This window comes from Terriglobus saanensis SP1PR4, from assembly GCF_000179915.2.
GTDB classification, from domain to species: Bacteria; Acidobacteriota; Terriglobia; order Terriglobales; family Acidobacteriaceae; genus Terriglobus; species Terriglobus saanensis.
Genome location: NC_014963.1, coordinates 4,792,935 through 4,816,080, shown reverse-complemented (window position 1 = coordinate 4,816,080; position 23,146 = coordinate 4,792,935). Strand labels below are relative to the sequence as shown.

At 59.4% G+C, this 23,146-nt stretch carries 22 protein-coding genes; 9 read left to right on the top strand and 13 right to left on the bottom strand.

The genetic code is table 11. From position 1 onward, the window contains the following. Positions 1–129: 129 nt before the first annotated feature. Positions 130–594 (bottom strand): 2-amino-4-hydroxy-6-hydroxymethyldihydropteridine diphosphokinase, encoded by a 465-nt coding sequence (gene folK / locus ACIPR4_RS20085; RefSeq protein WP_013570502.1) that lies wholly within the window; start codon positions 592–594, stop codon positions 130–132. Between the two features lie 17 nt (positions 595–611). Continuing rightward, entirely contained in the window at positions 612–1,946 is a 1,335-nt protein-coding gene (locus tag ACIPR4_RS20080) for an alpha/beta hydrolase (protein WP_013570501.1), read from the bottom strand. A gap of 155 nt (positions 1,947–2,101) precedes the next feature. On the opposite strand from ACIPR4_RS20080, the gene ACIPR4_RS20075 reads away from it, so the two are divergent. Next, entirely contained in the window at positions 2,102–3,667 is a 1,566-nt protein-coding gene (locus tag ACIPR4_RS20075) for a flavin monoamine oxidase family protein (protein ID WP_013570500.1), read from the top strand. Between the two features lie 305 nt (positions 3,668–3,972). On the opposite strand, the gene lpxC is transcribed toward ACIPR4_RS20075, so the two are convergent. The 5 genes from lpxC to ACIPR4_RS20045 form a co-directional block, all read right to left on the bottom strand. Next, on the bottom strand, positions 3,973–4,848 hold the full coding sequence (gene lpxC / locus ACIPR4_RS20065) for a UDP-3-O-acyl-N-acetylglucosamine deacetylase (protein ID WP_041586220.1): 876 nt from the start codon (positions 4,846–4,848) through the stop codon (positions 3,973–3,975). A 245-nt stretch (positions 4,849–5,093) separates the two neighbouring features. Continuing rightward, complete coding sequence (locus tag ACIPR4_RS20060; RefSeq protein WP_013570497.1) at positions 5,094–5,621, bottom strand: SRPBCC family protein; 528 nt, start codon at positions 5,619–5,621, stop codon at positions 5,094–5,096. Positions 5,622–5,700: 79 nt separating this feature from the next. After that, entirely contained in the window at positions 5,701–6,558 is an 858-nt protein-coding gene (bla, locus tag ACIPR4_RS20055; protein ID WP_013570496.1) for a subclass B3 metallo-beta-lactamase, read from the bottom strand. A 282-nt stretch (positions 6,559–6,840) separates the two neighbouring features. Next, entirely contained in the window at positions 6,841–8,481 is a 1,641-nt protein-coding gene (locus ACIPR4_RS20050) for a M28 family peptidase (RefSeq protein WP_013570495.1), read from the bottom strand. Positions 8,482–8,638: 157 nt separating this feature from the next. After that, a complete protein-coding gene (locus ACIPR4_RS20045; protein WP_013570494.1) occupies positions 8,639–10,072 on the bottom strand; it encodes a hypothetical protein in 1,434 nt (477 codons plus the stop codon). 217 nt (positions 10,073–10,289) lie between these two features. Between ACIPR4_RS20045 and ACIPR4_RS20035 the strand changes: the two genes are divergently transcribed. After that, complete coding sequence (locus ACIPR4_RS20035) at positions 10,290–11,420, top strand: M20 family metallopeptidase (RefSeq protein ID WP_013570493.1); 1,131 nt, start codon at positions 10,290–10,292, stop codon at positions 11,418–11,420. A gap of 5 nt (positions 11,421–11,425) precedes the next feature. On the opposite strand, the gene ACIPR4_RS20030 is transcribed toward ACIPR4_RS20035, so the two are convergent. Both ACIPR4_RS20030 and ACIPR4_RS20025 read right to left on the bottom strand, forming a co-directional pair. Next, positions 11,426–11,995 carry a Maf family protein gene (locus tag ACIPR4_RS20030; protein ID WP_013570492.1) on the bottom strand — a complete coding sequence of 190 codons (570 nt, stop codon included), beginning with the start codon at positions 11,993–11,995 and terminating at the stop codon, positions 11,426–11,428. Then, on the bottom strand, positions 11,992–12,909 hold the full coding sequence (locus tag ACIPR4_RS20025; protein ID WP_013570491.1) for a D-hexose-6-phosphate mutarotase: 918 nt from the start codon (positions 12,907–12,909) through the stop codon (positions 11,992–11,994). Before ACIPR4_RS20025 ends, ACIPR4_RS20030 begins: the two co-directional genes overlap by 4 nt. 168 nt (positions 12,910–13,077) lie before the next feature. Between ACIPR4_RS20025 and ACIPR4_RS20020 the strand changes: the two genes are divergently transcribed. After that, a complete protein-coding gene (locus ACIPR4_RS20020) occupies positions 13,078–13,407 on the top strand; it encodes a KTSC domain-containing protein (protein ID WP_245536395.1) in 330 nt (109 codons plus the stop codon). Positions 13,408–13,424: 17 nt separating this feature from the next. On the opposite strand, the gene ACIPR4_RS20015 is transcribed toward ACIPR4_RS20020, so the two are convergent. From ACIPR4_RS20015 to ruvX, 3 genes are read right to left on the bottom strand one after another with little or no spacing between them, the layout of a single operon-like run. Then, the gene (locus ACIPR4_RS20015) at positions 13,425–14,057 is read right to left on the bottom strand and encodes a CDP-alcohol phosphatidyltransferase family protein (RefSeq protein WP_013570489.1); all 633 of its coding nucleotides are present in this window, start codon (positions 14,055–14,057) and stop codon (positions 13,425–13,427) included. Between the two features lie 24 nt (positions 14,058–14,081). Further along, positions 14,082–14,555 carry a GreA/GreB family elongation factor gene (locus ACIPR4_RS20010; RefSeq protein WP_013570488.1) on the bottom strand — a complete coding sequence of 158 codons (474 nt, stop codon included), beginning with the start codon at positions 14,553–14,555 and terminating at the stop codon, positions 14,082–14,084. 42 nt (positions 14,556–14,597) lie between these two features. Then, positions 14,598–15,071 carry a Holliday junction resolvase RuvX gene (gene ruvX, locus ACIPR4_RS20005; RefSeq protein ID WP_013570487.1) on the bottom strand — a complete coding sequence of 158 codons (474 nt, stop codon included), beginning with the start codon at positions 15,069–15,071 and terminating at the stop codon, positions 14,598–14,600. A 55-nt stretch (positions 15,072–15,126) separates the two neighbouring features. Between ruvX and mltG the strand changes: the two genes are divergently transcribed. The 4 genes from mltG to ACIPR4_RS19985 all read left to right on the top strand — a co-directional run bounded on the left by mltG (position 15,127) and on the right by ACIPR4_RS19985 (position 19,678). Next, on the top strand, positions 15,127–16,095 hold the full coding sequence (mltG, locus tag ACIPR4_RS20000) for an endolytic transglycosylase MltG (protein ID WP_013570486.1): 969 nt from the start codon (positions 15,127–15,129) through the stop codon (positions 16,093–16,095). Positions 16,096–16,186: 91 nt separating this feature from the next. After that, positions 16,187–17,077, top strand: coding sequence for a DUF4292 domain-containing protein (locus ACIPR4_RS19995; RefSeq protein WP_041586218.1), 891 nt, complete (start codon positions 16,187–16,189; stop codon positions 17,075–17,077). Between the two features lie 22 nt (positions 17,078–17,099). Beyond that, entirely contained in the window at positions 17,100–18,248 is a 1,149-nt protein-coding gene (locus ACIPR4_RS19990) for a glycoside hydrolase family 130 protein (protein ID WP_013570484.1), read from the top strand. After that, complete coding sequence (locus ACIPR4_RS19985) at positions 18,248–19,678, top strand: phytoene desaturase family protein (RefSeq protein WP_013570483.1); 1,431 nt, start codon at positions 18,248–18,250, stop codon at positions 19,676–19,678. The genes ACIPR4_RS19990 and ACIPR4_RS19985 overlap by 1 nt, the downstream gene beginning before the upstream one ends. Before the next feature lie 352 nt (positions 19,679–20,030). Here the strand turns inward: ACIPR4_RS19985 and ACIPR4_RS19980 are convergent, their stop codons facing one another. Continuing rightward, positions 20,031–21,470, bottom strand: coding sequence for a deoxyribodipyrimidine photo-lyase (locus ACIPR4_RS19980; RefSeq protein WP_013570482.1), 1,440 nt, complete (start codon positions 21,468–21,470; stop codon positions 20,031–20,033). A 65-nt stretch (positions 21,471–21,535) separates the two neighbouring features. Here ACIPR4_RS19980 and ACIPR4_RS19975 point away from each other — a divergent pair, with 65 nt between their 5' ends. Then, the gene (locus tag ACIPR4_RS19975) at positions 21,536–22,063 is read left to right on the top strand and encodes a GNAT family N-acetyltransferase (protein ID WP_013570481.1); all 528 of its coding nucleotides are present in this window, start codon (positions 21,536–21,538) and stop codon (positions 22,061–22,063) included. Positions 22,064–22,322: 259 nt separating this feature from the next. Then, positions 22,323–23,054, top strand: coding sequence for an energy transducer TonB (locus ACIPR4_RS19970; RefSeq protein WP_013570480.1), 732 nt, complete (start codon positions 22,323–22,325; stop codon positions 23,052–23,054). Positions 23,055–23,146: the final 92 nt, after the last annotated feature.

The following is a 23,146-nucleotide window of genomic DNA, read 5'->3' as shown; positions in this document are numbered from 1 at the left end:
AGTCGAATTGGTGCGCCAGAATCATCGATCGAACATCTCAACTACAAGTTCTAAGAAAACTGAACGCGTAGACAGAACACGTGGGAGTCGTTTCTATTCCACCCAACTGACGCGAGCGAACCCCAGAAGCTACGCGTTCGGTAGAAGTCGTTGCAACAACTCACCGACCGTCGCATCGGTTCGTGGAACAAACCAGTCTCCGGCTACCTCGGCCAATGGTTCCAGCACAAATCGACGGCCCGCCATCTCGGGATGAGGCAGCGTCAGCTCCGCCGAAGCCATCGTCAGATCTTCATAGAGCAGCAAGTCCAGATCGATCACACGCGGCCCTTTCGCAATCCCGTGCGAGCGGTCGCGCCCCATCTCCACCTCGATCGCAAGCAGACCGCGCAGCAATGCAAGAGGAGTGAGCGAAGTCTCCACCACGCAGGCTCCGTTCAGGAACGGCGGCTGATCGACATAGCCCACGGGCTCTGTATCGAAGAACGAAGAGACGGCAACGACCTCGCCGAGTGCGCCTAAGCGATGGACCGCATCACGCAGCGAAGCCTCGCGGTCTCCTAAGTTAGCGCCCAGTGCGACAGCAGCTTTCATTCTTCTATTCTGACGGACTATTCCGAAGGACGACCGACTACACGCACACGAAAGACCGGCAGCGCCTTTTCCTCCGCGCTCTGTTCGTAGACTTCGGAGGTCTTTGCCGCGTCGTACCCGCGCCACAGCCAGGTCAGACTCTCCGGCAGAGTCACCGTTCCATGCGAGCCGTTGTGCGTGCCTGTCCCAAAGCTCAGGTGCATGTCGTATCCCTTCTGCTTCAGAGCATTGGCCATCTTGAGATTCCCCAGCGGCCAGCTTCCATAACGGGGCACCGGACCCGAGGCGCCTTCCATATCGTTCGCCCCATCCTGCAGCCAGACGCGGAGGTTCCTGTGATCTTCGCGATAGACCTTCTCGGGATAATCCTGTCCGCCATCCGGAATCGCAGGATCTTCTCTCCACTGAATGCCGACGTACGTGCCGATCCACGAAAGCACGCGGCTCCACTGGTCCGGCTGCTGCCATGCGGCGTTGAAGGCCGCAATCGCACCCGAGCTCGAGCCAGTGATGGCGCGGCTGTATGCGTCCTTCCGCAGCGGATACTTCGCCTCTACCAGCGGCAGAAGCTCGTCGCGCAGAAAGCGTGCGTAGCGGTCGCTCACCGTGTCGTACTCCGTGCTGCGCATGGAATCGGTCAATGTCCGGTGCCACTTGTCGCTGTATGCCTGCACAAACTTGTACGTCGGTGTGCCCGGCGAACCGGCGATCTCTCCCGGATCGGTGAAGACGCAGATCGTCACCGGCATCTTGCCCGCAGCGATGAGATGGTCGATCACGTTCAACGCGCCTACTTCGCGATTGAGATAGCCATGCCCATCCTGAAAGACCATCAGCGCCGCTGGTGTTCCTGCTTTGTACGCCGCAGGAACGTAAACCCAGTAGCTGCTGACCATGCCGTCATAGATTTTGCTGGAGAAGGTCAACTTCTCCGAGAGCGTACCCTGGGCTACGCCGCTCTCCGGATAGAACATCGGCCCAAAGGCGGGTACGTCGTGGCTTCCGCCAAACTCCGCGCCCTTTACCAGGTAATGAAATGCGTGCAGAGCATCCAGCTTCGGCACCTGCGCGACGGCATACCAGTAGGCACCGGCGCGCTGCATCGCTCTCGGTGGGCCGTCATCGATCACCAGCTTCGGCTCCGCGCCGGAGGATACGGCGAAGAAGAAATCTTTCCCGCGCGAACTCCAGGCGGTGCCCTCCTGCAGTGCTTTCTCGCTGAAACTCACAGCGATGGCGGCAGGCAGCTTCGGCGAACCGCTTAGCGCAATGAGTTCCGGCGCGCCGCTCTTCTGCGCCAGCCCCATCCCCGTGCAAACACTGATCAAGACGACACAAACGAATCGCAGCACACGCACCTCCGCTGAAAAAAATATCGTCACCATCAGACCACAAGGGGTGGCTCTGGGAATTTTTGAGTTGCTTCGCGGGTTATATACAAGGCAAACTGAAATCCGGACCCAACCACAACTGAATAGCAGCTGTTTCAAGAAGGAGCCTTTTCTTAATGTCCCTTACTCGACGTGTATTCATTCAGCGTGTCGCACAAATCGGCGGATACGCCGCAGCTTTTTCCGCCATGCACGCGCTCGGTCTGACCTCCGCTGCGGGAGCTTCGCCCCTTCCCGAACTCGCTGGAGACTTCGGTAAAGGTAAGTCTGTCGTCATCCTCGGAGCGGGCATTGCCGGTCTCACCTCCGCGTATGAGCTCAAGAACGCCGGCTTCAAAGTCACGGTGCTGGAAGCCCGCAACCGTCCCGGTGGACGCAGCTGGAGCGTGCGCGACGGCTCTGTCGTCGAGTTTACGGATGGCACGAAGCAGACCTGCACTTGGAGTAATGGCAGCTACCTCAACCCCGGCCCCGCGCGCATTCCATCGATCCACACGCATCTACTGGATTACTGTCAAAAGCTCGGCGTGCCGCTTGAAGTCGAAGTCAACACCTCCCGCTCAGCACTGATGCAGTCTTCTGTGCTTAACGGCGGCAAAGCCGTGACCCAGCGCCGCGTCATCCACGACACGCGCGGTTTCCTGGCCGAGTTGCTTGCCAAGGCCGTCAACAAGCACACGCTCGACGATGAACTCACCGCAGGCGAGCAGACCATGCTGGTGGACTTCCTCAAGGACTTCGGCGACCTCGACACCAGCACGGGCAAATACAAAGGCAGCTCGCGCTCCGGATACGTCGCCTCTCCTGCTGCAGGCCTCTCCACCGCCACGATCTACGAACCGCTCAAGCTGCACGAACTCCTCGCCGCGAACTTCTCCAAGGGCGAGTTTTACGAAGAACAGATCGACTGGCAGGCCACCATGTTCCAGCCCATCGGCGGTATGGACCGCATCGGTTATGGCTTCGCCAAAGCCATCGGCGAAGGCATCATCCAGTACGAATCACCTGTGACAGAGATCAAGACCTCTTCCGGCAAGGTGACCGTGCTGTACAAGCATGCGGGCACGCCGCAGACGATCACGGCGGACTTTTGCATCTGCACCATGCCCATCTCGGTGCTGGCGCAGACGAAGAACAACTTCAGCCCGGAGACGCAGAAAGCCTTTACCGGCATGCCCATGGCCGCTCTCTACAAGATTGCATGGGAATCGCCCCGCTTCTGGGAGAAAGAAAACAACATCTACGGCGGCATCTCCTTCACCAAGAGCACCGTCGATCTCGTCTGGTACCCGACCGACAAACTGTTTTCGCCCACGGGCGTCGTTGTGGCAGGCTTCAACCTCGAAATCGGCCTGGACGGTAAGCCCACGGAGTTCGGAGCTTTGCCTTCGACGGAAGCCAAGTTACAGGCCTCTCGCGATGCAGTGGAGCTCCTGCATCCGGGCAAGTCCGCGCAGTTGATGAAGCCGATCTACGTGAACTGGAGCAAGATCCCCTACTCGCTGGGTTGTTTTGCCGTCAACCAACTTCCAACAAGCGACCCGGCCTACGCCCAACTGGACAAGCCGCAGGGCAACACCTACTTTGCAGGAGACTACCTTTCGCATCTTGTAGCGTGGCAGGAAGGCGCGGTCCTCAGCGCCCACCATGCCATCGCCCGTATCGCCCAATCCATGAAGTAAGGATGAGGATGTGTGCCCCATTCTTTCGCCAGCTTCACCGGCGAAAGGGTGGGGTCGCGCAGAGCGCACAAACCAGAGGTATGAGGAAACCGAAACACGGGTGCCCCATACATCGCGCTTTTTGCGATGTGTGGGTATGCGCAAAGCGCATCGTTCGCTCGAAGAGCGACCCCGACGAAACCAAACAGCAGATCCCTCCGCTGCGCTACGGGATGACAAAGTGATCGAGGGAAAGTGTTGTGGCGAACTTACCCCACCCTTTCGCATAAGACCGCGAAAGAATGAGGCACGGAGAACCGACAAACTTAAACCGCGACAGCCTCTTCCTCAAACACCGGAGCCAGCTCCCATGCACTGCGATCCTTCATCAACCGGCTCACGAGTGCCGTATGCATCGCATGCCCAGCACGCTCGGCGACTACGCGTCCCTGGATCCGCCGTCCCGCCAGGGCCAGATCGCCAATCAGGTCCAGCACCTTGTGGCGCACAAACTCATCTTCAAACCGCAGAGGCCCATTCTGCACCGCGCCTCCGCCGATGATGATTGCGCAGGCGTCCGTTGCGCCGCGGATCAGGCCCATGTCGCGCAGCATCGGCTCGTCTTCGCGGAAGCCGAAGGTCCGTGCCGGGGCGATGAGGGACGCATAGGCACCTGTCTCCAGGTCGCCGAGAAACCGTTCGCGCCCGATGGGAGCTGGGAAATCAATCGTGTAGTCGATCTGGTATCCCATCCCAGGGTAGACGCCGATAAACTTTCCGCCGTCCTGCACCTCTACATCCTTAAGAATCTTGAGGTATTCGCGCCGTCGCCGCTGCTTCTTCACGCCGGTCGCTTCGATGGCGTCGATGTAGGGTAGGGCGGAGCCGTCCAGGATCGGGACTTCGAGGTTGTCGATCTCGACGATGACGTTGTCGACGCCGTACCCGATCAGAGCGCTCAAAAGGTGTTCCGTGGTGGAGATCAGAACGCCCTGCCGCATCAAGCTGGTCGCGTAGCTCACTTTAGCGACGTTGCGACCAATCGCGGGAATTTCGAAGTTGTCCAGGTCCGTTCGCCGGAAGACGATGCCCGAACCGGCTGCGGCGGGGATCAACCGCATCTGCACCTCGGCCCCGCTATGCAGGCCCACTCCCGCAAAACTCAGCGGTTCCACAAGGGTCTGTTCGGTATGGGCGGTCATTCCAGGCAAACGCAGGTTCTCCGGCAACAAGGCCCAGAATATTCCCCAAATAGAACTCCACTCTGTGGCAAATCTGCCACACCCCACCCACGAACCTCGGGAGGTGCCTCATTCTTTTTCTTTGTCATCCCATAGCGAGGCGAAGGGATCTGCTTTCTTTTCCTGGCAAATCCGGTTTGTGCGCTCTGCGCGACCCCACCCTTTCGCAAAGAGCGCGAAAGAATGGGGCACAATCTGTCGGCTTCCTATCGCTCTGCCACAGCCTTCATATTCGCCAAACCACGGTCGAAATCCCCACCCACCATTTTGTCCATGCTGACGAACACGCACATGATCTTGGAAACAAAAGACATCGGCCCTGTCATCAGCCATGTCACCCGGGTTCCGCCTGCCTCTGGCGTCAGGGTGTAGAGGTTTTCGCTGGTACCGGCCATGGGTTTCAGGAAATCCAGCTTGATGTGCACCCGCGTCGGCGCGGCATCGTCCAGGATCACCATCGTCCCAGCGCCCACCTTGCGGTTGCCTTCCCACGCGTATGTTGCGCCGGGGCCGCTTGAAGGAGTTCCAATCACGATCTTCGCCGCCGGGTCGATCTTGTCCCACGGAGACCAGAGATGCCACTGATGAAAATCGTCGATCAGCGGGTAGATCTTCTCCGGCGCGGCAGCTATGACCAGGGAGCGTTCCACGTGGAACATATCCGGCTGCCGCGACGCGTAGAGCAGCAAAACTACGACCAGCAGCACGACAATGATCATAATCTTCCGCAGCATGCCTTACCTCCGGGACGGGATCATCCTAGAGCCCAGCCCAGAGGCAAGCAAAGCAAAATCTTGGTGATTCGAGCAAATTCTATTTGTGCGCGGCAGTCTGCTTCGCCAGTTCCTTGCGGAAGGCCTGTTCGCGGTCGTCGAGGAAAGCTTTATATCCGTCGGGATCCAGAAACGGATTCGCCGCACCGGCCTGCAGCTTCGGATACTTCAGCTTCAGATCGAAGTACTTTCCATGCGCTCCAAGGAAGAAGTCGCAGGGCAGACCGCGCAGCGTCCGGAAGGCGCGGAGAAAATCCTCGGCCTCGGTCGGATAGCGGGGATCGTGGATCAGGTTGTTGCCGCCGTTCATACTGGCTCCGCCGACGATGACGACGTTGTAGGTCTTGCCGTCTTCCGTGATCTGCATCGTCCACGTCGTGCAGCCCATGGTGTGACCCGCAGTCAGGTGCGCGGTCAGAACGGTGCCGCCCAAGCTCACTTGTTCGCCGTCATGCAGCACCTTGTCCACCTTGACGGGTGGGAAATACGCGCTTGGATCGTTGAAGAAGAAGAAGTCCTTGCGTCCGCCGGACTCCATGGGAACGACGTCCCCTTCCATGACCTCGACCTTGGCGTGCGTGAGCCGCTTCATCTCCGCAGTGCCTGCTACGTGGTCAAAGTGGGCTTGGCTGTTCAGCATGATCTTCGTGTCCGCAACGCGAAAGCCGAGCTTCTCGATGTTCTGCCGGATCTGCGGAACAGAGCTGGCAAGGTTCGTGTTGATGAGGATGTTGCCCTGCGGCGTGGTGATGAGATAGGCCGCCAGATCGTCGCTGCCGACGTAGTAGAGGTCTCCGGCGATGCGGAAGGGCGGGTGGTTCGTCGTCCAGGTGGAGTCCATCTGAGCGAATAGAGGGCTGGCGAAAGCGAGCAAAAGCAGCAGAGTTCGAGCGAGCATAGCCCGAGGATAATCCTGTCTTGAAGTGCATCCTTGAGCGGGTCATCTGCAGAGAATCCACTTCGTTATCCCTTGCTTCTATCTTCGTCATCTCGACCGAAGTGGAGAGATCTGCTTTAGGTTGGGCGCTCTTCGGGCGAACGACGCGCTTCGTGCATAACCCATGTCCTAGAAGCGGGACATGGGGACCCGGTTTTGGCTTCCTGGTGGATCCGGTTTGTGCGCTCCGCGCGACCCCATTCTTTCGCAAAAAGCGCGAAAGAATGGGGTACGAAGTCGGCACTACTTCTCGAAGCGGCGGAAGAAGCTCGAATCGAGATAGTGCGGCGTCGTTGGATCGTTCGCCACGGCCAGCGCCAGATCGGCGAAGAAGGAGTTGAACTGCGCTGCGGCGACGAGGTCTACCGGCTGATTCAGATCGTCCGCCGTGGAGTGATACCGTTCCGCCAGCCACGCTCTCCAGGCTTTGTATTCGGGCGATCCCATCGTCCATCCAAACTTCATCGCCAGCGCGGGCACGCCGGCCTGCACAAAGCTGTACTGGTCGGTGCGGGTGAAGCTGTTGCGGTCCGGCTCCGGATCGCCCGCGATCACGATGCCGTGTGCCGCACCTACGCGCTGCGCCTGCTCCTGCAACGTGCTCTGCTCCAGCCCCTGCACGTGCAGCTTCTTCAGAGGAAACAGCGGCAGGAACATATCCAGGTTCAGAGCCGCTTTGATCGAACCCGCAGGCACCGTGGGATGGCTGGCAAAGTACCGCGATCCCAGGAGACCCTTTTCTTCCGCCGTAAAGAGCAGGAAGAGGATCGACCGCTTCGGCCTGTGGCCCTTCGCGGCTTCTTCGCTAAACCACTTTGCTGTCTCCAATACGGTGGCTGCGCCGGAAGCGTCATCCATCGCTCCGGGGTAGATTGTCTTTCCATGAATCGGCGCGCCGACACCGAGGTGATCGAGATGCGCGCTGACAATGACGTACTCAGACTTCAGCTTCGGATCGCTGCCTTCGAGCTTTGCCGCCAGATTAGGAGATTCGACGGTGCTCGTCTCCGTGGTCACAGTTGCCATCATGCTCTTGTTCAAGGCAAAGTGCGGCAGGGGTTTCTGCGCATCGGCGAGTGCGAGCATCTCTGCAAAGGTGTGGCCAGTTCCTGCGAAGAGCTTTTCGGCCATCGCGGGATTGAAGGTCGCGGAGAACAGCGCTCTGTGGTTATTCGCCAGCGCGGGATGCTTCGCTGCCACGGCCGCATCCTCCGGGTCGGCTGCCAGACGCATTCCGGGCTGCAAAGCTCCGCTCGCGACGCGCTCCCAACCAAAGTCCATCGATTTCGGCGTAGGGATACTCACGATGCCGACGACCCCGGCATCCGCCATCGCCTTCGTGCGCGGCGCGGTGCGCGCGTACGACTTCAATGGCCCCGGCAGATCCGCCGGTCCGCCGTTGATGACGACCACGATCTTTCCCCGTAGAGAGATTTCGGGCAGATCGAAGTCGTCATATTTAGCCTCGGGCAGGTGCAGGCCGTAGCCAATGAAGACTAGCGGTGCATCGATCTTCGCGGGCTGTGGCGAGCCCGCGGCCAGGGTCGCGTCTTTGCCCAGCACCAGCGCTTCGGCGGTGCCATGTACGTTCAAGCTCAGCGAGCTCTTGTCGGCGATGACGCGCTGCACGTCGAAGTGCACGGGTTGATAGAAGCCGTCGACCCCGGCGGGCTTCAAACCGTAGGATTTGAACTTGCCCACGGCGTACTCCGCGGCCTTCAGATACTCTGAGCTTCCGGTGAGACGGCCGCGCATGGAGTCGTCCGCCAACACTTGTACATGCGCCCACCACGCTTTGCCTCGGGCCTCGTCTGTGTTCTGCCCGCCAGCCGTCAGCGGCCCGAGCAACGTCGTCAACAGCAATACCTGCGCAGCAATCCGCATCCAGCCCCCTGAATTTTTGTGAAGTGGGTTGAGCGTAGCACAGTGTCTGCTGGCCGCTGGCTCCAAAACGTAGCTCATCCATAGGAATTAAAAGAAACACGCATCCCGGGGGTAGAGGGATGAGTGTCGGTGAATCTACGATGATCGAGGGAGCTTGCTAGAAGCGGATAGAGGCTGTGCCGGATAGCTCCCGAGCCTTGGGCATTTCGAAATTCCTCAGCACACTGGGCACAAAATCCGCCGTCGAGATCGAGGTTCTGCTTGCATCCGGACTGTCCGGGCTGTAAATCAACAAACTACCCTGAGGGATATGCTGCGCCGTACAGTTAACGCCGTCCTCATGCGCCATCATGCTCAGCCCCGCCTCATGGAAGCTTTTCTCGACGCCACGGTAGGACATGGTGAGTGGTCCATCGTAGTTGTCGAACTGAACGAAGAGGTGAAGGTAACCCTCACGCAGTTCGAAGCAGGCTCTCTTGTCCGGACGTTTGGAGAAAACCATCGCTTCCGTGCCGATCTTCACATCTTCCAGTCTGCGCCGCAGGTCGACGACGTCCAGATTCTTCAACTGCAACGAAATGCAGGGCACCATGGCCGGAGTGAGCTCGAAGCTTGCCTCCGGGACTCCAACCACCGCCATAAACTTCTTTACATCCGTGATGGTCAGGAACTCATAGGTCTTTTGATACGCGATCGCCGCCTGTCCCATGCTGCTCGCGACCACCAGGCTGAACTCAGGATTTTGTTCGGTGAAGCGCACGATTTTGCGAAGCATCAGCTCCAGCTTCTCCATGGCAAAGGGGATCTCTTCGTTGTAGGAAGACACCCACTCCGAATCAAGTTCTCCCGCCTTATAATCACCGGGCAGAAGAGCTGCCCAATAGCGGTGCATGGCGGCAGCCACATGGTTCGTGTAAAAAGTTGAGAAGTCAGGACGGGTCTCCGCAAGCTGTTTCAGAAACAGATCACACATGATCAACGGCTGCATCGCGCGACGGCGGATCCTGTTCTGCTTGTTCATCACTTCGCTCACAATTTGTGATGAAAGTTCGAAGACCGTATCTGCGCGCAGTCCTCCGCGAATCGTTGCGTCAAGGAATCCAAAGCTACCCTTCCACGGAATGCCTCGCGATACATTGCGTGCGGACTTGCGCGTCAACTCCAGGTTGAAGCGATGGAAGTTGAGCAAAGTCTCGGGATAAGCCGAAGCATCTCCAGCAAAGTAGTCAGGCAAATAGAAAGCGTAATCTCGCAGACTCTCCTGTGTAATCGCCGTGTTCAGGGAGCCGAACACGCCAACGCTTGCTCCTGCTTTGCGTAACCGCTTCCAGATCGGCGGAAAGCGATCGTCGATTTCCTGATCTGCAACTTGCCCCAAATGCAGAATGCCATGCTGTTCATCATTGACGCCGCGATGAAACGTTGGCCAGCTGATCCACGGATCCAGCGCGATATTGTCTTCGGTGAAGGTCTCGTATTGTCGGCTCTTTGAGAGGAACTTCGCAAGAAACGAGTGGGGCCGACTGGAAACGTAGTTATCCAGGATCCGAAAGGGCACCTCGTTTAGCTCGAAAAGAATGATCTTCTTCACCAAATATCTCCTTTTGCTGGGACCCACCGGTTCAGCGCTGGCTACCACGTATATGGTCAAAGCCCATCTTGCAACGGGCAATCCGACGTCATTCTATCGTACGCATCCGCTTACCGACGACGCATACAGGAACACAACGGATTACCGCACGTGTTCAATTCTCCCAATTTGACGACAATGCCAGACATCACACTGCTCTCTCCGCTATAACAAATCCATGCTCCAGCCCGTCGACCTCAATCGCATCCGCACACGCATGCAGCAGCTCGTCGAGATCGAATCTCCCAGCGAAGATCCCGCGGGCGTGAATCGTGCCAACGATCTTGTTCAGGCCTGGGCTGAAGCCCTTGGAGCCGATGCGGTGCGCCAGGGAACAGAAGAGTTCGGCGACATTCTTACTCTTCGCTTCCCTGGCGACGCTTCGCAGAAGCCCGTCCTGCTTCTCGCTCACCTCGATACCGTCTGGCCCAAGGGCACGCTTGCCGGGATGCCGTACAAGGAAGAGTCGGGCCGCATCTGGGGACCGGGTGCGCTCGATATGAAGTGCGGCGTCGTCATGGCGCTTGAAGCGATTGAGGTTTTGCGACAACTCAAGAAGCGGACCCCGCCCGTGATCCTTCTGTTGAATCCAGACGAAGAGGTGGGCAGCAGCGCGTCGCGGGCGACCACGGAAAGACTCGCGCATCAGTGCAGCGCTGTCTTCGTTCTCGAACCTGCGCAGGGCGTCCTCGAAGCCAGTTACAAGACTGCGCGTAAAGGCATTGCGAACTATCGGCTGGAAGTGAAGGGTCTTGCCTCGCACTCGGGCGTCGACTTCCAGCGTGGACACTCCGCTGTGCTTGAGCTTGCGCGATTGCTTCTGAAGGTTGAATCCTTCACCGACCTCAGCATTGGACTCACTGTGAATCCTGGTGTCATCGGTGGAGGCACGCGCTCTAATGTGATCGCGGCGGAGGCCTTCGCCGAGATCGACGTCCGTGTTGCACGCATTGCGGACACGGACGAGATCCATCGGCGCCTGCATGAGCTGAAGTGCGAAGACCCGGCTTGCAGTCTCACGGTCACCGGCGGCCTCAATCGTCCGCCTATGGAGCGCAGCGAAGGCATCGCCCGTCTCTTCCGCCAGGCGCAGGCGCTCGCAAAGAATTTTGGCATCGCGCTTACCGAAGCCTCCACCGGCGGCGGCTCCGACGGAAACTTTACTGCTGCGCTGGGAATTCCCACGCTGGACGGTATGGGAGCCGTTGGCGAAGGTGCTCATGCAGTGCATGAGTCGCTTCTGGTGGAGCATCTGGTGCCACGCACAGCGCTTCTGGCGGCGATGATCGAAGCCCAGGTGGAAGCGTAGTTCGTTTAGGAAACTTCCAGCTTGGCAAGCATCTCGCGCACCAGGTTTACCGGAAGGCCAACGACGTTGTCGTAGCTTCCCTCGATCCGCGTGATCCACGGTGCCGCGCCGCCCTGGATGGCGTAGGCTCCGGCCTTGTCCATCGGTTCGCCTGTTGCGACGTACGCGCTGATCTCGTCCGGACTCATAGGCTCGAAGAAGACGTGCGTTGTCTCCGCTGCGACGAGTGACTTCTTCGCCGCTACCAGAGCGACGCTCGTTGTGACGCTGTGGGCGCGGCCCTGCAGGCGGTAGAGCATGTACTCTGCGTCGGCCACGTCCACGGGTTTGCCCAGCATGACGCCGTCCACCGCCACGGTAGTATCCGCGCCGAGGACGAAGACGTCGTCCGTCTCCACCAGGGCGTCGAAGACGGCGATGGCCTTCTCTGCCGCCAGACGGCTGGTATAGGCCACGGGGTTTTCGCCTTCGCGCTGCGACTCGTCGATGTCGCCCGTAATGATGGCGAACTCGAACCCGGCCTGCGATAACAGGTCGCGCCGGCGCGGCGATGCGGAGGCGAGAATCAACTTCATGCTTTCGCTGTGATCCTTACGTTGGAGTCCATACGATGCGTCGCTCCTGGCGCGAGTGTGATCTTGTTCTCGCTCACATTGACCGTTTCCACGCAGACAAAGTGCTTCCAGCTCTCGGGATCGAGATCCGGCAGGCCGGGAGAGAGTACGCTCCACGGGTTCCACGTTACGGTGGTATTTGATCCCTGCTTTTCAATGTGGATTTCGCGCTTCCACGCATCGTCATGGATGGTCAGCGCTGCGGTCGTATTGAGATGCACCTGGTCCACATCGCGCGTGTACTCAAGGAGTTGCGTGGTCTGTACCTTGCGCTTGAGGTCGTCGCGCTTGTCGAGATAGGTCGTGCCTTCCAGTCCTTCGGTCGCCACCTTCGTAATGTCGCCCACGGCGAAGTAAGTGTGCAGGCCTTCTTCAAAGACCAGATCCTCGGAGCCGTGGTTCGTCACCTCGAAGGTGATATCCAGATGCTCGCCGATCTCAAACTGGATGGCCGCGCGAAATTTGTCGAAGCCAAGCGATCGCGTGTGGTCATCCGCTTCCAGCGAAAGCGTGATGGTCACGACGCCTTCGGGCGAAAAGTGGGTGCTCTCTACATTCCATTCCGAGATACGCGCGAAGCCGTGCATCGGACCTTCCTTGCCATCGGAGCGCGGTCCGAACCAGGGAAACAGAACCGGAATGCCGCCGCGAATCGCCTTGCCTGGCTCCAGCGCGGATTTAGGAGAAAGATAGATGCCGGGATGCTGCCCCACGGGGTTCCACTGCGTCAGGTGCGCGCCGTGGGTGTAGATCGTGGCCTCTGCCTTGGGTGTCTTCACCACGATGTGTGTCAGGCCTTCGGGGGTGTTTTCGAAACGGACGTGATCCAGGATGGCAAACTTCGGATTGAGCGATGCTGCGTTATGCAAGGACATGCAGAACAGTCTATTACCCGTGGCAAACCAAGTCACATGGGAGCTGTGTGCCCCATTCTTTCGCGGCTTTTGGCGAAAGGGTGGGGTCGCGCGGAGCGCAGAAACCGGAGGTTGATGGAGGTCCGAAGGGATGCGCTTCGCGCATTACCCATGTCCCAAAAGCGGGATATGGGGCACCCGGTCTTGGGGCTTCCTTTGGGATCTGCCGTTTCAGGCGCACAAACCGCCGTGCCGACAAAGCATCCAAAAGATATGCCTTCGAGTGTCATCCGCGCCATGCGTTACGCACCCAGTCTGGAAACCCTGGAGATCGACTTCAGGGCAGACCGGGGGCTCTATCGCTATTTCGATGTGGCGCCCGAGGAGTGGCTTGCCTTCCATACCGCGCCGTCGAAGGGAACGTATCTCAACGAGGTCTTCAAGGCGAAAAACTACCGCTTCGCCAAAATTACGGATGGATCGTGGCTCTCGGACACGGCTCTTGAGATCTGGGAGTGATGAGTTTTTAGTTGAACCTATCGGGCGGGCTGCAGCTTGCGTCGCTCAGTCTCGAGGTAGGTGTAGCGGATGCGGTGAATCACCGTCATCGTGCTGAGCACCGCAAGGACCCAAAGCGCGGGAGCCATGACACCCCATGTGTTGAAGAGCGCTCCGATGATGACGAGCACGATGCGCTCCGGGCGTTCCATGAAGCCGACCTTGCAGGAGCCGATCAGGGCTTCCGCGCGGGCGCGCGTGTAGCTGACCATGACGGACGCCGTCATCACAAACGCCACCAGAACGACGTACTGGAAGCGGTTGCCGCGGGCGTAGTAGACCAGAAGGCCGAAGAAGATGGCCACGTCGGAGTAGCGGTCCATCACGGAGTCGAAGAAGGCGCCGAAGACCGAAACCTGGTTCGTGGCGCGCGCCACGCGGCCGTCCACCATGTCGAAGATACCCGCGCCGATGATGACGATCCCGGCGTAGACGAACATGCGGTTGGCGTTGGCTCCGCGCGCGTAGCCGAAGAGGAAGGCGGCGACGATGTTGATGATCAGACCAATAAACGTCAGCGTATTGGGCGAGATGCGTGAGAGCGCGAGGCCCCGCACGATCTTCCAGAGGAGGAAGCCGGAGGCCTTGCCGAATGCGCTTGTCCAGGTCATGATTCGATTTCTAGTTTACCGGAGCTACTCGGCGGCGTCGTGAATGGTGGTGAGTTTCAGGACTTCCAACTCTCGCTTCCCGTTGGGCGTGACCACGGTGACGGTGTCGCCGACCTGCTTGCCTACGAGCGAACGGCCGATGGGCGAGGTCGTGGAGATCAGGCCCTGCGTGACATCCGACTCTTCGCTGGTGACGAGCTTGTAGGTCAGTTCCTCGTTCTTCGTGGTGTCGAAGACGACGATAGTGGAGCCGAAGCCGATGCGGTCGTGCGGGATGTTCGCCAGATTGACGAGTGACAGCTCGGCCATGCGCTTCTTAAGCTGGCCCAGATGCGCGTTGACGAACTCCTGGCGCTGCTTGGCGGAGTGGTACTCGGCGTTTTCGGAGAGATCGCCCAGGGCGACGGCCCGCTTGATCTCCGCCGGGAGCTCGTTGGTCAGTTCGTATTCGAGCTGCTTGATCTGCTCTTCGAGCTTCTTTTTGATGTGTTCGGGCATCCGTGGCCTTGCATATACAACGAGATTGAACTGAAAGAAAGATTATACGTTTTGGGGTGGCAGGAGCGTCGGTCCGCGCTGCGCGTCGAGGAAGCCTTGCAGAATAAGTACGGCGGCGACCTGATCGATCACTGCTTTACGGCCCGTAGTTCCAAAACCGGAAACGTCCAGAATCTCATGCGCGGCGTGCGAGGTCAGCCGTTCGTCCCAGAAGTACAGCGGGAGGCCGGTACGTTTGGCGAGTTCCTGCGCGAAGGCCTGCGACTTCTGCGCCTGCGGGCTCAGGTCACCGGACATATGCAGCGGAAGACCGGCGACGATGGCCGTGGCTTCGTGTTTGCGTGTGAGACGGGCGATGGAGCGGATATCTTCGCGCGGGTTGGAGCGGTGAAGCGTAAAGACGGGCTGCGCGGTGAGGCCGAGGCCGTCGGAAATCGCGACACCGATGCGGCGGTCGCCGATGTCCAGCCCCATGATTCTTGCCAGGTTCATCACGGGCTGCGGGGGTTGATTCATCGCTTTCCATCATGCACCAGCGAGGCGGAGGGCGGCAGTGCGATAGCATGAGCGCGTGAAGTTTCTCGGGTTCCTGCTCTTGTTGGTCGTGATTGGCGCGGGTGTGGCCGGTTTTCTGGTGTTGGCTCCCTATGGGCCGAGCACGGAGACCTTTGTGGACATTGCCGTGGGGACTTCGACCCGTGGGATGGGGCAGAAGCTGGCGGCGGCCGGCGTGATTCGCAGCGAATACGCCTTCGACTTGGTGCGCGTGGTCAAACGCGGGCGTCTGAAGGCCGGGGAGTACCGCTTCGACCATCCCGCCACGGCAGTCGAGGTCTACGAACGGATCGCGCGGGGCGATGTGTACACGCGGGCGGTTACGGTTCCGGAGGGCTACAATCTGTGGGATATTGCCGCAGCCGTGGAGACGGCAGGGCTGGGCAAGCAGGCGGATTTTCTCAAGGCAGCGAAGGCCAACACCAAGCTGATTGCGCAGTGGAGCCCTGCGGCGACCTCGATGGAGGGATATCTTTTCCCGGATACCTATCGCTTCAGCCGGCATACGACCGACGAACAGATGCTGGCGGCGATGGTGCGGCGGTTCGGGCGGGCGATGGCAGAGCTTGGTGTGACGGGCAATGTATCCCGGATGGTTACGATGGCATCGCTTGTCGAAAAAGAGGTCCACATCGACAGCGAGCGGCCTATGGTGGCGGGGGTCTTCGAGAATCGTCTGCGCGTGGGCATGCCGCTGGCGACCGATCCGGCTGTGGCGTATGCGGCCATGCTGGATGGCCGCTGGCGCGGGACGATCTACGCGAGCGACCTGGCGAACCTGAACCCTTACAACACCTACCGTCACGCCGGTCTGCCGCCGGGGCCGATCTGTTCGCCGGGCATGGCCGCCCTGCGGGCGGCGCTTCATCCGATGCAGACGGACAATTTGTATTTTGTGGCGGACGCGGCGGGGCACACACGTTTTTCGGCTACGCTGCAGGAGCATGCGGCGCAGGTACAGGCTTATCGCAAGGCAACTAGATAAATCGCACCGTGCCAACGGCAAAACGCATCTCTCAAAGAGATGGTTTTCGCGCCTGATCGCGACGCCAAAACGGTATACTTCTGGTTTGAGCTTGACGACGAAAAAATTAGGTTTTGCGGTCACGGCTGGCGTGTTGTTGTTTTCGCTGACGGGTTGCTATCAGACCACACGCTCGGTGCAGAAGACGCATCCTCCTTCGCAGGTGCTGACGGTCTCTCTCGACCAATTGGTAAAGCAGACGGACGCGCGTTACGACGCGATCAAGACGATGAACGCGTCGGTGGACATCTCGGCCACGACCGGTGGCAGTAAAGAAGGCCAGATTACAGAAACCACAGGCTTTACCGGCTATATCCTGCTGCGCAAGCCGGGCGATCTGCGCGTTCTGCTGTTTGCACCGTTTGCCCATGTGCGCGCCCTGGACATGGTGACGGACGGTTCGACCTTCAAGATGGCCATTCCGCCGCGCAACCGGTTCATTACCGGTTCGAACGTATTGACGACTCCCTCCAAGAACGCCCTGGAGAACCTGCGTCCGGGCGTGTTTTACGACTCGCTGCTGATCCAGGGGTTGCAGAAGGGCCAGTTCGTCTCGGTGACTGCGGACGACCGTACCTACCAGCCCGATCCAGCGAAGAAGTATTTTGTGCAGGAGCCGACCTACGAGCTCAGCTTCCACCAGCCGGTGGAAAACAGTGTGGAGTTGAAGACCCTGCGGACGGTCCACCTGGGCCGGGCAAACCTGCTTCCCTTTCAGCAGGACATCTACGACGCGGACGGTCAGCTGGACACGCAGACGACCTATGAGAATTATCAGAAGTTCGGGGATGTGGAGTTTCCGTCGAAGATCACGATCCGCCGCCCCAAGGACCAGTTGAGCCTGACGCTGACCATTACCAAGCTGACGGTGAATCAGGCGCTTGGGGACGACCAGTTCGAACTGAAGATTCCCGACAATGTGAAGGTAGAAAAGCTCCCGTAAGATGGCAGGCGGAGGTTCGCCGATGCGCCTGTCGTCCGCTGCACTTGTCGTAACGACCCTGATGTGCGCGTTTTCGTTTGCGGCGCAGAGCGATACGCGCACCAAAGACCGCAGCTGGCTGATCGGCCCGTTTACGCGTCCTGTGGATACGCCGGTGATCCGCCCCAATCCCCTTTCCAGCTTTCTCGACCCGGTGACGCGGCAGGCGGTCGCTTGGGAGAAGCTGCACACCTTTAATCCCGCGGCGACGATCTACGAGGGCAAGGTGGCGGTCCTGTACCGCGCGGAAGACGATTCCGGAACCATGATGGTGGGTGGACACGCTTCGCGGCTGGGGCTGGCGACGAGCAGCGACGGCCTGCACTTTACGACGGAGCCGAAGCCCGTCCTCTATGGCGACAACGATGCGCAGAAGGCGAACGAGTACCTTGGCGGCGTGGAAGATCCGCGCGTCGTGCAGAAAGAAGATGGCACGTATGTCGTCACCTACACGCAGTACGCACGCGAGCGGCAGACGTACACTATCGGGATTGCCACCTCGCGGGATCTGCACCACTGGACGAAGTTCGGGCCGATCTTCGACGCGGCCCAGAACGGCAAGTATCGCGGCTTCAAATACAAGTCTTCGGGGATTGTGACGCGCTGGGATGGCAGGCGCATGGTGGCGGCGAAGATCCACGGAAAGTACTGGATGTACTGGGGCGAGATTACGATCCGCCTGGCGACCTCGGACGATCTGATCCACTGGACGCCAGTGGTCGATGCGAAGACGGGGGAACCGAAGGTGATGCTGGCTCCGCGACCGGGGCACTTCGACAGCGGATTTCCGGAGACGGGTCCGCCGCCGGTGCTGACGGCGAAGGGCATTGTGATGCTCTACAACGCGAAGAACGCCACGCATCCGCCGGAGGGCGATGGATCGACGGATCTGGCGGCGGGGACGTACTCCGTGGGCGAGGCATTGTTTGCGGCGGACGATCCATCGAAGATGCTCGACCGGACGGAGACGCCCGTGTTTCGTCCCGAGCGCCCGTTTGAACGCAGCGGACAGTACGTCGACGGAACGACCTTTGCGGAGGGCCTGGTGCGCTTTGCGGGCAAGTGGTTCCTCTACTACGGCTGCGCCGACTCGCTTGTGGGAGTGGCAACGGCGCCGGTTGCAGTGGAGTAATGGGGGACTTCGATGCGGTCGTTGTGGGTGCGGGGCCGAACGGTCTGGCGGCGGCGATCACGATGCAGCGTGCGGGGCTTCGTGTTCTGTTACTGGAAGCAAAGTCTACCGTCGGCGGAGGCATGCGTTCGGCGGAGCTGACGCTGCCGGGGTTTGTACACGATGTCTGTTCGGCGATTCATCCGCTGGGTGCTGGGTCGCCGTTCTTTCGCGAACTGCCGCTCAAGGATTTTGGCCTGGAGTGGATTGAACCGCCGGTGCTGGCGGCGCATCCGTTCGACGATGGAACGGCTGCAGCGCTGATGTCTTCCCTGGAGGAGACGACTGCGGGGCTGGGCGAAGATCGCGAGGCGTATGCGCGGCTCTACCGTCCGCTGATTGCGGCGTGGCCGAAGATCGAGCGCGAGGTGCTGGGGCCGGTGCTGGCGTGGCCGCCGCATCCGCTGGAGATGGTGAAGTTCGGAGTGAAGGCGCTTCTACCGGCTTCGGCTTTAGCAAAGCGCTTTCGTGGGCGCGATGCGCGTGGTCTGTTGGCAGGCATGGCGGCGCATGGGATGCAGCCGCTCACCTCCGTCGCCACGGCGGCGACGGCGCTGGTGCTGATGATTGCAGGGCATCGCAGCGGTTGGCCGATGGCGCGCGGAGGTTCGCAGAAGATCGCGGATGCGCTGGCGGCGTACTTTGTTTCTCTAGGCGGCGTGGTGGAGACGGGCGTTGCGGTGGAGAGACTGGAAGCGTTGCCGCCTGCACGTGTGACTCTGCTGGATGTTGGGCCGAAGCAGTTGCTGCAGATCGCTGCGGGGAAGCTTTCATCCAGGTATCGCTCGCAGCTTGAGAAGTTCGAGTATGGGCCGGGCGCGTTCAAGGTGGACTGGGCGCTGGATGGTCCTGTGCCTTTTGCTTCGGAGACTTGTCGACGCGCGGGGACGGTGCATCTGGGCGGGACGTTTGAGGAGATCGCGCAATCGGAGGCGGAGATTGCCGCAGGCAAACATTCCGAAAACCCCTTCCTGCTGTTTGCGCAGCAGAGCTTGTTCGATGCCACGCGAGCGCCTTCAGGAAGGCATACCGCGTGGGGATACTGTCATGTTCCGAATGGCTCGACCGTGGATAGGATCGAGGCGATTGAAGCGCAGGTGGAGCGCTTCGCTCCTGGATTTCGGGATCGCATCCTTGCGCGTCATACGATGAATACTTATGCGATGCAGGCGTACAACGCGAACTACGTGGGCGGCGACATCAACGGAGGCGCGTTGACGCTGCGGCAGATCGTGGCCCGGCCTGTGCTGCTGCGCTCGCCTTACAGGACGTCGATGGATGGGGTGTATCTGTGTTCGGCTTCCACGCCGCCGGGTGGAGGGGTGCATGGCATGTGTGGATTTCATGCGGCGCGGCGGGCGATGGCGGATTGCTTTGGGATCTCTGAGTAGTCGGTGTTTTGTAGGGATGCGCTTTGCGCATAACCCATGTCCCAAAAGCGGGACATGGGGCACCCGGTGTTTGCGGCTCATTCCGCTTCCGTCATCTCGACCGAACGCGAAGCGTGAGCGGAGAGATCTGCTTTTGTTATCGCGCGTAGCGCGATCGGATGTGCCTGCGGCACATAACAAAAGCAGATTTCTCCGCTCGTCTTCGCTGCGCGAAGTCTCGGTCGAAATGACGAAGTTGCTCCTCTTTGTTGTGCGAAGTCTTGGTCGAAATGACGAGGCTGCTCCTCTTTGTGTGTGAAGTCTCAGTCGAAATCACAAGGCTTCCGTTGCACTGACGATGTATTCGTTTCCGTCAAAACAGCAATGGTTCTGCTGGTTTCCCGGCCGGCGGATTCTGCGCGATGTATTTCTTCGAGTCGAATTTGCGTCCGGTCGATGCGCCGGACATGTAGCGGATCTTTCCGAAGATGGGACGTTCTCCCCAGGCGCGGTCGAACTTGCCGACCAGCGCCCACGCGATGCTACCGTAGCCGTTGGGATCGCGGCCGTCGAGGAAGTAGCGGTCATTGAGATGAACAGCGCGTTCGAAAGCGACGTCGACGGACGGCGACCATTCCAGGATCTTCTTCGCCCAGTACATGCGCATGTAGTTGTGCATCCATCCCCGGTAGACCATCTGCCGCTGCGATGCGTTCCAGAGCTCGTCGTAGGTTTCGGCGCGTTCGAGCTGTTCAAGCGAGTAGAGCGGAGAGCGCTCGTCGCGCGCGTGCTCTCCGATGGTGACCTTCGCCCAGGGATCGGCGCAGGCAGCAGTGTCGTAGTTGGGCTCATACTTTACGAAGTTGATGCATAGTTCGCGCCAGGTGATGAGTTGGTCAAGATACGCTTCTCCACTCACTTTGGCTGCGGGGTTGGTCTGTATTGCTTTACGTACGGCGAGCGCGATGGTGAGCGGGCCGATGTGTCCGAAGTGCAGAAAGGGAGAGAGCATCGAGGTGCCGTCGGTCTCCGGGTGGTTGCGCTCGCGATCGTAATTGCCGAGGTTCTTCGTGAAGAGATGGAGACGTTTGTAGGCAGCGCCGGAGCCGCCGTTCCATTCGTCTACAGGCAGGACGGAGCGGTCGAGATCGGGCCACTGCTTCGTCATGTCTATCGAGAGTTTGTCGTGGCGCAGTCCGCGTGGTTGCTGCCATTCTTTTGCAGGAGCCGAATTGTCGATGCTCTTTACGAGGTGCAGAAACTCCGGCAGAAACTTCTTCAGGCGCGGACGGATGGTGCGCGCGGCGTACTGCGCTTTTTCAAGGAGCTTTGAAGGCACGATGACGTCGGTATCGATGGTCCAGTAGGGGACTTCGATGTTCTTCGCAACCATGGAGCGCCAGCGCTCCATGGCGCGCAGCGGGTTCTCGTCTCCGATAACGATAGCTGCGTGTGCGTCGGCGAAGAACTGAACAGGACTGCATTCCGGAGCGTTGCGCAGAACGAAGCCGATACCGCGTTCCGCGAGATCGTTTTCGACATCGAGCAGGCCCTGTTGCAGGAAGTGATAGTGCCGCAGGTTGGCGTGGGGGAAGTTGGAGATGCCCGCGAAGTAGGTGACGACCGGCAGACCCAGTTCGTCTGCGATCTGCACGGCCAGGTTCAGAGCAGCGTTGTCGCGTCCGCGCTGCGCGCGTTGCATCCAGTAGACGACGCATCGCCCGTCCGGGTTGGGCACGCCTGCACGGCGAAGGGTAACGCGTGGGTCCTGCGAAAAGTTTTTGAGCGCGGACGAAAGTTCCTGGGCGGGCATCTGAGCCAGTCTACGTATCCCAACCATCCGAAGTGCTTGTGGGACGTGCGCGTTATGCTGTCACGATGACGACATTGAAATTTCACCTGCGCGCATGCAGTGTGGTGGACAGTGATCTGCTTTCTCTGGTGGGTTCAGGCACGCTCATCGAAACATTCGCCGGAATTTTGGATGGGTCCGATCTTCTGGCGCACTGCCAGAAGAACAACTCCCCCGCAGCGTTTACGAAGTATCTCTCTGCGCCGACGACGCGTGCTTTTTTCGCAGAGGCGGAGCCGGGTGATGCTCCGGTTGGGTACATTCTGCTCTGCGAACCCGACTTGCCGGTCGATCTCTTGCCAGCGGATTACGAACTGCGGAGAATCTATCTCTTTCATCGTTTTCATGGGACTGGAATCGGCCGTGCTCTGATGAATCAGGCCGTGGAGGCCACCCGTGAGATGGGACGGAGGCGTCTTCTGCTTGGGGTCAATTGCGTGAACTTTGCTGCGATCTCCTTCTATGAAAAGGCCGGTTTCAAGAAGGTCGGTGAGCGTCAATTTATCGTGGGTGCCACCGCATGCAAAGACGACATTATGGCGTTGACTCTCTAAGAAAACGTGCAAATCTGCACTGCTTCCTGTGCGCTTTCTCTTTTGAATTTCGTTGCGCATTGGACAACGGTGTTTCCATTGTGTAGAACTATCTTCCTTCGCACATTGTTCTGTTTTCTCTGAACGGAAGTCTGAACGTGTGGGGTGAATGCAGTAAGAAATAACTGGGAAAACTTCCGAGCAAAATCCTGGGAACAAATAACAAGTGCCTGGTGTCTACAGGAAGTAGTGCCACCTCTCGCAGAATCCGAGGCCGATTATGTTTGAAGATTCGCTCGTAGAATCCAGCGGTAAGATCCAATCGAAGTCCAAGTACTGGATGATTGCCACCTTCGCGTTCAACGTCGTGATTTTGGCGGTCATGATCCTGATCCCGCTGCTCTATCCTGAGGCACTGCCGAAGACAGCCATGACGGCCATGCTCACGGCGCCTCCGCCGCCACCCCCACCGCCTCCTCCGCCGCCCCCGGCAGCAGTTGTGAAGGTGATCAAGGTTGTTGCGGCGCTTGACGCCATGACGGCTCCCACCAAGATTCCGAAAGAAATTAAGGCAGTGAAGGAAGACCCACCGCCGCCGCAGCAGGTTGCTGGCGTTGCCGGTATGGGGATGGGTTCCGCTGGTGGTGCCGCAGGTGGCGTTATGGGCAGCCTGGGTATCGGCAATGCGCCGGTTCCTCAGGTCAAGGTGGAGAAACCCAAGGGCCCTGCACGTATCTCGGGCGGCGTAATGGCCGGCCAGATCCTGGTGAAGACCACGCCTACCTACCCCCCGATCGCTCGCGCGGCGCACGTCTCCGGTGCAGTGGTGATTCACGCCATTATTTCGAAGACAGGCACCATTGAGAACCTGAACGTCATCTCAGGACCTGAGATGTTGCGCGCAGCTGCAGTCGATGCGGTTCGCACGTGGCGCTATAAGCCCTACGTTCTGAGCGGCGACCCGACGGAAGTCGATACGACGATCACCGTCAACTTCAACATCGGCGGGTAATACAAGTTCACGCAAAGTAAGCCCCTGTCTCCGGAGACGGAGACAGGGAATACAGCAAAGCTTCAACCACTCTAGAACGACCCAGATCCAGG

Coding starts and splice junctions, on each gene's coding strand:
- bla (WP_013570496.1), bottom strand. CDS start 6,558: ATGCTCGCTCGAACTCTGCTGCTTTTGCTCGCTTTCGCCAGCCCTCTA.
- ACIPR4_RS19970 (WP_013570480.1), top strand. CDS start 22,323: ATGTTTGAAGATTCGCTCGTAGAATCCAGCGGTAAGATCCAATCGAAG.
- ACIPR4_RS20015 (WP_013570489.1), bottom strand. CDS start 14,057: ATGACCTGGACAAGCGCATTCGGCAAGGCCTCCGGCTTCCTCCTCTGG.
- ACIPR4_RS20020 (WP_245536395.1), top strand. CDS start 13,078: ATGGGGCACCCGGTCTTGGGGCTTCCTTTGGGATCTGCCGTTTCAGGC.
- ACIPR4_RS20010 (WP_013570488.1), bottom strand. CDS start 14,555: ATGCCCGAACACATCAAAAAGAAGCTCGAAGAGCAGATCAAGCAGCTC.
- ACIPR4_RS20075 (WP_013570500.1), top strand. CDS start 2,102: ATGTCCCTTACTCGACGTGTATTCATTCAGCGTGTCGCACAAATCGGC.
- folK (WP_013570502.1), bottom strand. CDS start 594: ATGAAAGCTGCTGTCGCACTGGGCGCTAACTTAGGAGACCGCGAGGCT.
- ACIPR4_RS20060 (WP_013570497.1), bottom strand. CDS start 5,621: ATGCTGCGGAAGATTATGATCATTGTCGTGCTGCTGGTCGTAGTTTTG.
- ACIPR4_RS19975 (WP_013570481.1), top strand. CDS start 21,536: ATGACGACATTGAAATTTCACCTGCGCGCATGCAGTGTGGTGGACAGT.
- ACIPR4_RS20030 (WP_013570492.1), bottom strand. CDS start 11,995: ATGAAGTTGATTCTCGCCTCCGCATCGCCGCGCCGGCGCGACCTGTTA.
- ACIPR4_RS19985 (WP_013570483.1), top strand. CDS start 18,248: ATGGGGGACTTCGATGCGGTCGTTGTGGGTGCGGGGCCGAACGGTCTG.
- ACIPR4_RS19990 (WP_013570484.1), top strand. CDS start 17,100: ATGCGCCTGTCGTCCGCTGCACTTGTCGTAACGACCCTGATGTGCGCG.
- ACIPR4_RS19980 (WP_013570482.1), bottom strand. CDS start 21,470: ATGCCCGCCCAGGAACTTTCGTCCGCGCTCAAAAACTTTTCGCAGGAC.
- ACIPR4_RS20050 (WP_013570495.1), bottom strand. CDS start 8,481: ATGCGGATTGCTGCGCAGGTATTGCTGTTGACGACGTTGCTCGGGCCG.
- ruvX (WP_013570487.1), bottom strand. CDS start 15,071: ATGAATCAACCCCCGCAGCCCGTGATGAACCTGGCAAGAATCATGGGG.
- ACIPR4_RS20035 (WP_013570493.1), top strand. CDS start 10,290: ATGCTCCAGCCCGTCGACCTCAATCGCATCCGCACACGCATGCAGCAG.
- ACIPR4_RS20025 (WP_013570491.1), bottom strand. CDS start 12,909: ATGTCCTTGCATAACGCAGCATCGCTCAATCCGAAGTTTGCCATCCTG.
- lpxC (WP_041586220.1), bottom strand. CDS start 4,848: ATGACCGCCCATACCGAACAGACCCTTGTGGAACCGCTGAGTTTTGCG.